The 11940-nt window shown below is 33.1% G+C and carries 13 protein-coding genes; 4 read left to right on the plus strand and 9 right to left on the minus strand.

The annotated features are described in order from the left end of the window. Window positions 1–75 precede the first annotated feature (75 nt). The 3 genes from H8R24_RS06070 (at window position 76) to H8R24_RS06080 (ending at window position 1965) form a co-directional block, all read left to right on the plus strand. Window positions 76–741 carry an SCO family protein gene (locus H8R24_RS06070; protein ID WP_187017666.1) on the plus strand — a complete coding sequence of 222 codons (666 nt, stop codon included), beginning with the start codon at window positions 76–78 and terminating at the stop codon, window positions 739–741. Between the two features lie 82 nt (window positions 742–823). Beyond that, a complete protein-coding gene (locus H8R24_RS06075) occupies window positions 824–1297 on the plus strand; it encodes a hypothetical protein (RefSeq protein WP_187017667.1) in 474 nt (157 codons plus the stop codon). An 80-nt stretch (window positions 1298–1377) separates the two neighbouring features. Next, a complete protein-coding gene (locus H8R24_RS06080) occupies window positions 1378–1965 on the plus strand; it encodes a DUF6134 family protein (RefSeq protein WP_187017668.1) in 588 nt (195 codons plus the stop codon). 94 nt (window positions 1966–2059) lie between these two features. Here H8R24_RS06080 and H8R24_RS06085 read toward each other — a convergent pair whose 3' ends face one another. The 9 genes from H8R24_RS06085 to H8R24_RS06125 all read right to left on the minus strand — a co-directional run bounded on the left by H8R24_RS06085 (window position 2060) and on the right by H8R24_RS06125 (window position 11155). Continuing rightward, entirely contained in the window at window positions 2060–2926 is an 867-nt protein-coding gene (locus H8R24_RS06085; protein ID WP_222621507.1) for a hypothetical protein, read from the minus strand. A 6-nt stretch (window positions 2927–2932) separates the two neighbouring features. Next, window positions 2933–3889 (minus strand): hypothetical protein, encoded by a 957-nt coding sequence (locus H8R24_RS06090; protein ID WP_187017670.1) that lies wholly within the window; start codon window positions 3887–3889, stop codon window positions 2933–2935. A 6-nt stretch (window positions 3890–3895) separates the two neighbouring features. Beyond that, a complete protein-coding gene (locus H8R24_RS06095; protein ID WP_187017671.1) occupies window positions 3896–6859 on the minus strand; it encodes a hypothetical protein in 2964 nt (987 codons plus the stop codon). Window positions 6860–6871: 12 nt separating this feature from the next. Beyond that, a complete protein-coding gene (locus tag H8R24_RS06100) occupies window positions 6872–7366 on the minus strand; it encodes a DUF4280 domain-containing protein (RefSeq protein WP_187017672.1) in 495 nt (164 codons plus the stop codon). A gap of 19 nt (window positions 7367–7385) precedes the next feature. Next, complete coding sequence (locus tag H8R24_RS06105) at window positions 7386–8504, minus strand: hypothetical protein (RefSeq protein ID WP_187017673.1); 1119 nt, start codon at window positions 8502–8504, stop codon at window positions 7386–7388. A gap of 124 nt (window positions 8505–8628) precedes the next feature. Then, a complete protein-coding gene (locus H8R24_RS06110; protein WP_222617369.1) occupies window positions 8629–9315 on the minus strand; it encodes a phage baseplate assembly protein V in 687 nt (228 codons plus the stop codon). A 679-nt stretch (window positions 9316–9994) separates the two neighbouring features. After that, the gene (locus H8R24_RS06115) at window positions 9995–10663 is read right to left on the minus strand and encodes a hypothetical protein (RefSeq protein ID WP_187017674.1); all 669 of its coding nucleotides are present in this window, start codon (window positions 10661–10663) and stop codon (window positions 9995–9997) included. Further along, on the minus strand, window positions 10660–10833 hold the full coding sequence (locus H8R24_RS06120; RefSeq protein WP_187017675.1) for a hypothetical protein: 174 nt from the start codon (window positions 10831–10833) through the stop codon (window positions 10660–10662). The genes H8R24_RS06115 and H8R24_RS06120 overlap by 4 nt, the downstream gene beginning before the upstream one ends. A gap of 34 nt (window positions 10834–10867) precedes the next feature. After that, window positions 10868–11155: a hypothetical protein gene (locus H8R24_RS06125; protein ID WP_187017676.1), complete on the minus strand. Its 288-nt coding sequence runs from the start codon at window positions 11153–11155 to the stop codon at window positions 10868–10870. 544 nt (window positions 11156–11699) lie between these two features. On the opposite strand from H8R24_RS06125, the gene H8R24_RS06130 reads away from it, so the two are divergent. Continuing rightward, a complete protein-coding gene (locus H8R24_RS06130) occupies window positions 11700–11939 on the plus strand; it encodes a FeoA family protein (RefSeq protein WP_187017677.1) in 240 nt (79 codons plus the stop codon). Window position 11940 lies beyond the last annotated feature (1 nt).

Genomic DNA, 11940 nt, shown 5'->3' on the forward strand with positions numbered 1-11940 from the left:
TTAAACGAAATTCTACTGCCTTAAATCAAGATTTAAAAGTTTACTTTTTTGTATTTTTGTATAAATTATATTTTTATGAAATCTATTTTTAAAAAATACCGCATCTTTATTGGTATTTTCATCGTCTTTTCGGCCATTACCTTGTATCTTTTTTATGGCGCATTAAAACCTAGCAAAACATTACCCATCTATAATCCGTCTGATGTTAATCCTGAATTAGTAGACAGCACCGTGCAATACATTAGTAAGTACCATACTATTGCTGATTTCTCCTTTACCAACCAAAACGGAAAAACCATCACTCAAAAAGACTACGAAGGCAAAATCTATGTAGCCGATTTTTTCTTTACCACTTGCGGTTCCATCTGCCCAAAAATGACAGCCAACCTATTTGATGTACAAAAGGCTATTGCCAATAATCCAAAAGTAATGTTGCTTTCTCATACCGTTTTTCCTGAGACTGACAGTGTTCCTGTTTTAAAGGCTTACGCCAAAAAATACGGTGTTGATGATAAAAAATGGAATCTCGTTACGGGAGATAAAAAAGAAATTTACACCATGGCCAGAAAATCGTATCTCGCTGTAAAACTGGGTAAACCCGAACAATTATACGATATGGTCCATACCGAAAATTTTGTTTTGGTTGACACCAAAAGAAGGGTTCGCGGTTTTTATGACGGAACTAAAAAAGAAGACATTCAGAAATTAATTGAAGATATTGACTTTTTATCAAAGGAATAAACGTAATTGATACTCTCAATTTAGCCCCCAAATAACATTAGCAGAAAAACCTTTATAAAACCAACATTAAGCACATTTAACGATGGAAACAGACAATCTTGAATTACACAAATTTTTACCTACTGGACAATGGGAAGGGTTTTATTGCTACAACGATTCGCCTGCACAACATAGAATGCGCACCAACTTAACGTTTCGAAACAACAAAGTAGCAGGAACTGGCATAGACGACATTGACCCTTTTAAATGGATAGGGACCTACGACCTTGATAATTTTAAAATTAGCAAAACAAAAATCTATGCCACCCATGAAATAGCTTACAGTGGTGATATTGATGAAAATGGTATTTGGGGCATATGGAATAACGCCGAAGATCTATCAAGGTTAAGTCCTGAAATTCGTGAAATAATAGCAACTGTTTTTAAAGACAAATTAAAAGGCGGTTTTCATATTTGGCCCGTAAAAAAGGCCGAAGCACACGAACAATTATACAAAGAAGAAGCCGTTGAATCATCTGCTATACTTGAAAAAATATACATCGAGCATTTCTCTTAAGGCCTAGTAAATAATTCTAATTTATTGAATTGTAATCTCCATAAATCGAACCCATTATTAAAATTAAAAGTCCCTACTTCATGAAGGCGTTTTACACAATAACACTAGTATTATTTGGTTTATTTGCCCATGCACAAGAACTGGTAAACTCTTATGACATCGCAGTAAACGGTATGAATGTTGGCGAGTTGACCGCTAGCAAACATGTTGATGGCGACAAAACAACTTATAAATTAAACAGCAAATCTACAATTTCCCTTCTAGGAAAAACAACCATAACAACAACATGTACAGTAGTGTTTAAAAACGATATCTTAGAATCAAGCACCTACCTATCCGAAAAAAATGCAACACTCTATGACAGCAGCACTATTACCGAAAACAATGGCGTGTACACCATCATCCGTAAAGGAAAAAAAACGACATGGAACAAGCCTATTAAATACGTTACTTGCCAGCTGTATTTTGAAAAACCTCTTAAAACCGAACACTATTTTGATGTGCTGGAAGCCGTTTTTAGCCCCATAAAAACCATAGACCCCAATAATTATCTCTATATCGACGCAAGTAATAATGAAAAAACAACTTACAGCTACGCAAACGGAGTTTTAGAACAAGGAAGCACGAAACATTTACTGTATGACTTTACATTTACTTTGAGACGGTAAATTTGATAGTAAAACAATATTAGAATTACAAAATCACCGTTACTATTTTGTACTGTAAATATTGAGCCTTGTGGTGATTTTTAATCGAACCGCGTTACAAACGCTTTCTATTGTTTTCAAAAGTAAGTAGGTACTCGTCGCAGACGAGTACTAGAGGGGGCACAAGTTTTCCGTTTGCCATTAACTTCATTGTACCACTGAGTACCTCAACACTTTTTGATTCATTGAGGGCTTCTGTTATTTCACTTTCCCAGGATGCTGAATGTTCTTTTGTATTAAAATAGTAAGCTTGGTCAACCTCTTTTACTCTATTATAATATTCTCTGGCTAATCCTTCTATATCTTTGTTTTTATAAAAGCTGGCAATTTCATTCATCCTTTCCAGCACTTCCTGTTCTAATTCTTTAGGATCTTCTTTGCTTAGATCGACCCCGTTACTCCAGCCTTCTAGCTCATAAGGTACGGTAGCAGTAAACTCTCTTTTAAACTCTAAAAAAGGAACATCGGTTTCTATTTTAGGCAACTCTACTTTAAAGACTTCATTTTGATTATTGGTTTTTTCCCTTTCGTAATCTTGATAAGTAATTCTAACTTTTAATTGAGCTTCTCTGGAAACAAATTTTTCGAAATTCTTATTCTTGTCTAACAAGGGATAAATTTTAACTCGAAACGTCTGCACTCCACTTTTTAGTATGTATTGCGGCATTTGTACAGTTTGTTCTCCCGCAGATTTACCCTTACCACCCAAATACACGACTAACACATCATTGATATAGAACTCTAAGTAACAATCATAATTCTCAAAACGTATTTGGTATATTGGATTATAATCGTATGTTTTTACATTTTTGTAATTGTTCTTTATCTTATCTCTATAGTTTATGCTCATTGTGTTTTGTGCGCAGCTGTTTTGCAACAGCAGCACACTAAACAACAGTATAATCATAGCATTTGGCTTCATACTTTTTTATCTAATCACTTGGAGCTTGGCACCTTTACTAGGGCGGTAAAAATATTGAGGGTAAAAATCGTAATATTGGCCTACATCACTGCGAATTATAGATTTATTTTTAAAAGCTCCATCACTCACTAAAATCGTCACTAATTTTCCGTTAGCCATCAACTTCATTTCACCACTGAGAACTTCAATACTTTTTGACTCATTGAGGGCTTCTGTTATTTCGCTTTCCCAGGATGCTGAGTTTTCTTTTGTATTAAAATAGTAAGCTTGATCAAACTCTTTTACTCTAATGTGATGCTCTCTGGCTAATCCTTCTATATCTTTGTCTCTATAAAAGCTGGCAATTTCATTCATCCTTTCCAGCACTTCCTGTTCTAATTCTTTAGGATCTTCTTTGCTTAGATCGACCCCATTGCTCCAGCCTTCTAGCTCATAAGGTACGGTAGCAGTAAATTCTCTTTTAAACTCTAAAAAAGGAACATTGGTTTCAATTTTAGGCAATTCCACTTTAAAGACTTCTTTAAAATTATCCCAATTTGATAACTCTCTTCTATAATCGCCATAGACAACTCTTACTTTTAACTGCGCCTCTCTAGATACAAATTTTTCGAATTTTTTATTTTTATCTAATAAAGGATAAATTTTAACTCGAAACGTTTGTATTCCACTCTTAAGGATATACTCTGGAAAATCTATATGCTGTTCCCCTGCAGATTTACCCTTACCTCCTAAATAAACCACTAAAACATCATTTATATAGAATTCTAAGTAACAATCATAATTTTCGAAGCGAATTTGATAGGTGGGATTGTAATCAAACATTTTTACGCTTTTATAATTGTTCTTTATAGTGTCTCTATAGTTTGTGCTCATTGTATTTTGTTTTTTAGTATTTTGTCCGCAGCTGTTTAATGTTATTAAAACAGCGACTGCTGTTATTATTTTTAGGATGTATTTGTTCATAATTTTTTATTTAAAATAATATTTATCCGATTCTAAACTGTCTTCACCCATGGTAATGGTCACCTCAACCTTGCTTTCTCCTCCTACAATTTCTACTTCTTCAGTAATGCCATCTTTATTTACTCTTTCTTTTGTCACTTTACCAGCAATTACAGCTGTAAAAGTTATTTTTAGACCATCAAAAATTAAGCTTGATTGGCTCCATACACCTTGATCATCTACCCCCAAAGTAGTGGTAATACCAAAACCTACTTCACCTGATGCACCAATACCTACTTCTGCAACAGCTGTAAATTTACCCGAAGTTTTAATTCCTTCTATTTTTATGGAAATATCTACACCTGCCGTGATGTGGGCGTCCCCTTTAATGGATGCCTCTTGACTGCCAGCTAATTGGTTTCCTTCATACTTAATATCAGTACTTATTTGTCCTTTTACCCATAAATCTACTTTTACGCCATCAGGATTATCACCTAAGGCTGCCATTAATGTTTTTACAGCCGCTAATACAGCATAAGCAATGGGGTGCTTGCGGCAAAGTAAATCTAAAATATGCCATCTTATATCGATACCTATTAATGGGGCTGCCACAAAAGCAAACTGGTACCCAAACCCTGACCTACCTGCTAATGCAGGATATTTTGCAGCATCTACTTGTTCAAATTGCCAATTTCCACCTAATGAAAATTTAGGATAAATTATTTCTACTTCTTGTGTAGATCTTTCTAGAGCCTTTTCAAGACCTTTTATCTTTGTTTTTTTGCGGTTGTCTATTAATTGTTTAATTTGTGTGTCGCCATCAGCTTGATTTGTGGGAGTATCATTTTTACCCTTTATTAAATCAACTACCCATTTTAACTGTTTGCGTATATCTCCGTACTGTTTTTCTAATTCAATATTATTTTTAATAAAATCACTAGTTAGCTCTAGTTCAGTACCTCCATATATCTCTGCTTTGACTGAGATTTCAACCTCTTTCATGATATCTAGTAAAGTTGACAGCTTGCCTTTTTCGGGTTTAGCTTCCTTTTTTTTCTTCACCTCATCTTTCACACCGTAATGATCCTTAGCACCTTGAACAAATAATTTACTTGTTTCCTTATTTAATTCTTTTGTTCGTTCTCTGTCTTTTAGCTCATCTTTTATTTTCTGTTTTTCAGCTTCAGTGGTTGCAGCTTCGATTTTAGCTTCTTGTTTTGCAATAAATTTATCTTCGTCCCACTGAAAACGTTTAATTGCCTTGTCCTGATCCCAACTAGGACGAAGCGATTTTAATTGTTCACTATCAACATTAAAACCAAAAAGGATACTCCATTTAATATCCGGATAAATGGCAATATTAATAGGCATGTTGTCAAATGCACAAGTTTGTGCCAATGCTTTTATTTTTAAAATTTCAGACCCATTAGTAAAAGAGTCTCCCAACCAAAAGTATTTTGCTATATCAAAAAAACGCGTGTAACTATTAATTTCAACATTGTAATTAAAAAAAGCGTCAAACTGTATTTGCTTTTGTTGTACTGTGACTATGCCTTCATCAATTTTATTATCCCCTTTGACAGTTGTATTAGCGCCTCCGGCATACTTAAGATTTTTAGTTGATGTTACAGTTGTAGCGATATATGATTCTTTAACAGGTTGCTCAGGAGCAATACCAGTTCCCTTTTTTAATTTAAAATTTTCTGGTATTACTAAAATCGAAAGCTCTTTATTAGTATGTTTATTAGGTTTGTGATCACATTCTAGGGTTTGAAAATCAAAATCTAATGTGTGTGATTCTTTTTTTCCTGCAATTACTTCTATATCTATCGTTTTTTTATTTCTGTGATAGACATTTGTTGAATTAAATATCTCTTTATCGTCAAGCTTTATACTATCAAATCGGCAAGGTAAAAAATCAGCCACATTGGTTTCGACGGTACCTACTAGAACAGGATTATTAGTAATTACAGCAACCACCTGCCGTACTTCGCTGTCTTTGTCAGTACTAACATTTAAACGATTCCTGGTAAAACCTTTAAAATACGTTCCTGTTTTGATCGATTTTATAGCTGGGAAAATTTCTAAATGTTCGCCGTGTTTCTCTTTCCAATTGCTATCAATAAGCACTTGAATTGCTATTTTCTGGACATATTCTTCTGACTCTACTTGGTTATTAGCATCAGTAGCAGAACTTTCGACTAGAGTATCTATTGTGATTTTTTTATCCAAAAATTTTTCTTCAACCTTAGCAATACCTATTTGGCGGGTAAAGCTTTTTTTGTCCTTAATTTCTAGTTCATCATTAGGATCAAATATATCTCTATCGATTAAGTGCACCTCTATGTCATGCCCATACATACCCGTGGTGTACACATGTAAAATAACCTCAGACATAAAAGCGATTTTCACGCCATCAAGAGGGTTATAATCAAAATCTGTCCATACTGTTTTTATTATTGAAGGAGCACCCTTAGCTTGCACAAACAGTCCTGACCCTAATTTTGCACGCGGTTTTTCGCCATCAGGCCAAGCTTCTAACCAACATAAACCTCCTCCTTCTAATAGTTTGGGAAAAGGGAATTGTATGTGCCCGTGTTTCTCAATTTCTTGAATACCCTTTGCAAAAGATTTATTATGATTGACAATATTAGGGTCTAATTTATGTCCAATTACGGCCCAAGCCCAGTTTAGATTTTGATAGGGCGCTATTTTTTCCTGAAAACTATCATAGTCCTCTACTTCTTTACTGTGTTTCTTTGCCTTTACATTGTAATCTATTTTCTCTCGAGCAGTTAAATTAGCAAACTCAGAGTCTGTTGGTTGTTGAAATTGCTTTGGTTTAGCTGGTTTATTTTTTAATAACTCGTCAAGTTCTTTTATACTTACAGAAAATTTTCCTGCTGTTTGTAATACTAAATTGTTATTGACAGCATCGTATTCATAACGATCTGTATTATCTTTTGGTATTATATGAAATTGTTTTTTCATAATTTGAGATCGTTATGTATTAGGAATATTTAAATAATTGGTATTATTATCCAAGTTGCTTAAATCGATACCTGGAAATATTTGTGCATTAGTTTCAGGTTCTGTATTTTTTACATTTTTTTCTGAAACTTCTGCAACCTGTCCGTGATTTTTTATTACGATACAGTCAGGACCTCCCATGGGGCAAGTTGCCTTACTATCTTCAAGCAGTACTTTGCCTTGGTTAGATAATGTTACTTTTTCGTAGACACCACTCCATTTTGTAATAACAGCTTTGCATGGCAAGAAATCTCCACTTCCGTTGGGTTGTTTTTTGCATTTACCAAAAGTGTTTTTCTCTAAGGTTTGTCCAATATCTTTATCCGTTGCTATTAGTTTGTCGCTACTGTCTTTGTCATTGGCATAATGCTTGGATTGCGTTTTAACTTTTAATTTGTCAATTTTTGGTTCAACACTAAAATTGCATTGACATGTTGCTCCTTGTACAACAAAATGTTTTTCGGCCATAACTCGTTATTAAATTATCTTATTTTTTTTTAAACAAAAGCGTGACTAATTTTTTAAGTAAACTATTGTTTTCATGCCCTACAATTTCCTCCACAAAAAATTCAGGTGTTTTCCTTTCTTGGGTATATAATGTTTCAGATGGCTTTTGCTCTGTTCTAGCTGTACTAGATTGTATTGGGGTTTCATCTTTAACAGATTGATGCGTGAAATTTTGACCCACATACTTACGATCTTGCTTTTGATAAATGCCCTTTGGTCTATAATTCTCATTATTAACCAATCTATACAATGTTATTTTCTGAATTCTATTACTATTCTCATCTATTGTAGTATTATACATGGCATTTATTGAAAATATGGATCTATCCTCTTGATATAACTTGTACTGCACATCCATTTGGGACTTTACAGGGTCGTACTGCATTCCTTGCATTTTTGCTTGAGGAAAATTAAAACCTCCTAAAATTTCTTTGAGTGATCTCTGATCAATACTCGTTCCTTTAGCATTAATTATTATTTTATTGGTAGCTGTGTAATACTCTTCTATACAATGCTCTACCTCATAATCTATCAATTTATTACCAAATATGGGAGACTCCCAGATGTTAATATGAGGTTTTCCTATGGAATATTCTGAATAGAGTTCTTGGAAATACAAATGAAACAACCAATCTTTTTTGAGAGATTGCAAAAGCATATCTTCATTTAGAATATTTCGCTGCACGATATTTAATATTTGATAAGAAACTTTACTGTAGTAATAGCTAGCAATTTCCTTCTTTATTTGTTGCCACCTTTCAACTATTTCATTATGATTTTCGATTTTAGAAAGCTTACCTTCTTTTGTTACTACTAGTTTTAATGGAAAAATAACTTTGGCACATCTGTCTAGTAATTGTTCAACTAGAAGATCAGGCTCGTTCTTATTGATATAGATTTGTTTTCTGTCGATTTTGTAAATAAAACCATTACTATCTTTGTGCTTAGTACAGCTAATTTCCACTTCATAATGCACTTCAGAAATGAATTTTTCATTATCATAATATTTATATTGATATCCATACTTACTCGTTTCATAAAAACCTGAGTGTCGCAAAGTGCGATTATTACCTATAAATATTTCTTGAAAGTTGGTCATTTTAATAAGAAGAATTTTATTACTTAAACATGTAAGTATAATTGTTTTTTCTACAAATTTGTAAATATTTTCTAACTTATTAATAAACTTATCTAACCATAAATTTATTATTTCCTATTATAGATTACTTCTGAGCATATACCTGAAATATGGCTTTGACGTTGTTTTCGCCATCAGCATAACCGCTGGACTCACTACCATTGTACTGCGAACCTAAAACGTAAGGGTTTTGCGCATTATTGCCTTCAAATCCTACTAATACTTCCTCGTCTATCTCGGGAATGAAATAAAATCCTTTTCCAGATCCGGAGTGTGGTTGTATCATGCGCATCCAATCGCTTTTTGCGCTTGCTCCTGCCCAGTTGAACTGTACTTTGACGCGGCCTAATCCTTCGGGGTCATTGTTGTCAATTACTTTGGCCGGTTGCGAGTCTGCTTTGGCATAACAAGAAACATCGGTATAAGGCGGTGCTGCTGCATCAGATGGAATGGCTTTGAACACACAGGTATAATTCCCGTGTACTTCTGAGCGGTGTTCTGCTTCTATAACTATTAATTCGTGCTCGATTGTTTGGTTAATGATGGTAAATACTTGTCCTAATCCTAACGGGAAATACGACGTACCACTATAAAAAACACTGTTTGCATCACTTGCTGCGGTTTGCAAGGCCACCATATCCGCTACCTCATCAGCCGTTGCGGCATTAGTAGTATAGGCACCAACGCTCAAATCGGCTTGGGTAACCGTGCCTTGATTGTGCCCAACAACAGCCGTTGTAATACCGTCGCCGCTCAATGATGATACGACCAAAACAGAGATTAAAATTCACTCGATTCATTTATAGGAAAATGAATGTCTGAATTAAATCACATACCACACGAAAGGGTTCGTACGGGAACGGGAGTATTATATCATTCCTTACTTACTGAGAAACTTCGAAAACTTTGTATAAAACACCTATGACTATTTTACAAATTATTTGGTATAAATTGTATCGGATTATTGAACTCATGAAAGGTCATATATAAAATAAACATATAAGTTGCTGTAATAACCAATAAAATTAAAGATATTATTAAAAAAGTTAGTATCAATTTATTACTTATCATTTTGACTGCACTATAGATAAGAAAAAATGAAATAGTAGGAATTAGTGCGCCAACCAAACCAATTTGAATTAAAATATTAATAATTGATGGTAAGCTAACTTCTGATAAATTTGATAATAGATGGTTTGAAATATACCAATAAGTTATACCTATTGTTGAAATAGTTAAAATTAAGATGATACATAAAATTAGTTTGTAAATTGCTTTCATAATAATTTCTATTTATAATAGGAATTATTACCTGAACTGAAAACACTCCTTACACCATTCTCAACTAACTCTTTCTCTGCAACTTTCTTATTTAAGTAGTGATTTATTTTGTCCTCTTTGGAACAAGAAACCATAAATACTATCAATAGTATAAATATTATTTTTTTTATTTATTCAGACAATTCATAAGTATAACCATTATACCAACCTGCCATAGTATCCATATATGGAGTACTGTTCTTGCCATAGTTTGTAATCATATCATATGCAACCCCTGGATACCTTTCAAAATAAATACGAGTTTTATAATTGTCAATCAAAAAAAGAGTAATATGTTCTTTAGTACTCTTTTTTCCGTCGATGAGAGGCTTAATTTGGATTTTTAAACTGTTGTAGTAGTTTATAATATTTTCTTTTGATGTGAAGTTAGCAATATGCTTTTTGTTTTTGTTCACAGAATAAACAAAGATACTTTTGTATTCTAAAGTGTCATTTATAAAAAGATAAGATATTATTCTATTATCTAACTCGTTTACTAGATATTCTGTATTTTCTTTACTATTGTTTTTGTTTGAAAATAAAGGAATTGGATATAGTTTCCCATCATCCTGTCTCTGTGGTTTTACATTTGAGTATAATACATATTTATATACTTTACCGTTGAGGCTATCTTTTTGATTTTCATCATTTTCATATGTGTATGTATATGAGTATTTATAAAACCCATTTTCAACTAATTCTAACTCTGTTATTGGTTTGTTTAGATAATGATTTATGCTGTCTGTTTTGCTACAAGATGAAGATAATATAGCGAAGAATATCAATAGGTAAGTTTTCATTTTTTTATTTTTAATCCAAAATTTTCTAATTTGTCTAAAATATCAGTTTTATCAAAAGGAGCATGTTCTCTATCCTGTGGAGTTCTCTCTTTTTGATGAAATTCTAAATTTTCTCCTTGTACAGCTTTATAAAATTTGTATGATGTTAAATTATCAATATGTACTACCATATCTAATGGATATAAATTGTCTATAGCTTCTAACTTAGGCTCTAATCCTATCGCATAAAAAAGATAAAACAACTGGGATTTCTAGCACACCATTAATTATTTTACCTGTTGCCATTGCGCTAGCATTCTTTAACTCCATGTCTTGTAGTTTTTTAGCTAAAGTGGGGTCGTTTTTTAATTGTATTTCTAGCATATCTTGCGTTGCACAAGATCTTTTAGCAGAAATGGCCTGAGCAGCAGGTGTCGCATCTAAATTCGTTTCATCACTTTGACATGAAAACATAAGGAATACAACACTGGCAGCTAATACTAATTTTTTCATAATAGGTTTGGTTTTGATTTGTGGTTTTAAAAATGGTTAATTCATTATTTTGTTAAAATCATTGGCAATAATATACCTTTTTAACTATTATTCAAAATATTCTACTTCAATAGGTAAAAAAAATAACAAATACACAACTGCTAGTCATAATGTAAAAAATCCAATCCATTACTAAACAACACTTTAATACTTGACAACTCTATGTCATAAAATCAAAATAAGACATTGTTTTATACCATTTTGTTTCATAATACAATAAAACGACAGAAGAAGCAGCATCCCATTGCGACATGAATCCGTGCCTACCAATTAAATACAACAAAAAAATCCCTCACCATAACCACAAATAGTTGCACCATCAAAACCACGCCAACTCTTTTTGCGTAAGCGCTTAAATTCATTTTCTATCACAATCCACACCCGCAAATATCAAGAACATTCACATCAGGTGCATTTGTCTATAAATGCTACAAAAATGATAAATATCATTCGTTTTTATTTTATAATCCGTATTTTTGCAATCTTAATTCAATCTAAATAAGCCTTGCGTACCACGATACATTCACTTAAAAAAGGAGAGAAAGCCATTATCAAAGATTTTGATATTGATGTTATTCCGTTAAAACTACTTGAAATGGGTTGTTTGCCGGGCAATACGGTGGAGTTGTTACAAATAGCTCCCTTTGGCGATCCCTTGTATTTGGATATTAATGGCTCCCATTTAGCCATTCGTGTTGAAACTGCTGCCGAAATTGAAGTTGAATTGATCAAAATCCAACTTTAAA

It is taken from the genome of Flavobacterium muglaense, from assembly GCF_014305155.1.
Lineage (GTDB): Bacteria > Bacteroidota > Bacteroidia > Flavobacteriales > Flavobacteriaceae > Flavobacterium > Flavobacterium muglaense.

Bases quoted from the DNA above. Each gene is read 5' to 3' on its own strand.
- H8R24_RS06070 (WP_187017666.1), top strand. From the start codon at position 76: ATGAAATCTATTTTTAAAAAATACCGCATCTTTATTGGTATTTTCATC.
- H8R24_RS06115 (WP_187017674.1), bottom strand. From the start codon at position 10,663: ATGAAAACTTACCTATTGATATTCTTCGCTATATTATCTTCATCTTGT.
- H8R24_RS06075 (WP_187017667.1), top strand. From the start codon at position 824: ATGGAAACAGACAATCTTGAATTACACAAATTTTTACCTACTGGACAA.
- H8R24_RS06125 (WP_187017676.1), bottom strand. From the start codon at position 11,155: ATGAAAAAATTAGTATTAGCTGCCAGTGTTGTATTCCTTATGTTTTCA.
- H8R24_RS06105 (WP_187017673.1), bottom strand. From the start codon at position 8,504: ATGACCAACTTTCAAGAAATATTTATAGGTAATAATCGCACTTTGCGA.
- H8R24_RS06095 (WP_187017671.1), bottom strand. From the start codon at position 6,859: ATGAAAAAACAATTTCATATAATACCAAAAGATAATACAGATCGTTAT.
- H8R24_RS06120 (WP_187017675.1), bottom strand. From the start codon at position 10,833: ATGGTAGTACATATTGATAATTTAACATCATACAAATTTTATAAAGCT.
- H8R24_RS06100 (WP_187017672.1), bottom strand. From the start codon at position 7,366: ATGGCCGAAAAACATTTTGTTGTACAAGGAGCAACATGTCAATGCAAT.
- H8R24_RS06085 (WP_222621507.1), bottom strand. From the start codon at position 2,926: ATGAAGCCAAATGCTATGATTATACTGTTGTTTAGTGTGCTGCTGTTG.
- H8R24_RS06090 (WP_187017670.1), bottom strand. From the start codon at position 3,889: ATGAACAAATACATCCTAAAAATAATAACAGCAGTCGCTGTTTTAATA.
- H8R24_RS06080 (WP_187017668.1), top strand. From the start codon at position 1,378: ATGAAGGCGTTTTACACAATAACACTAGTATTATTTGGTTTATTTGCC.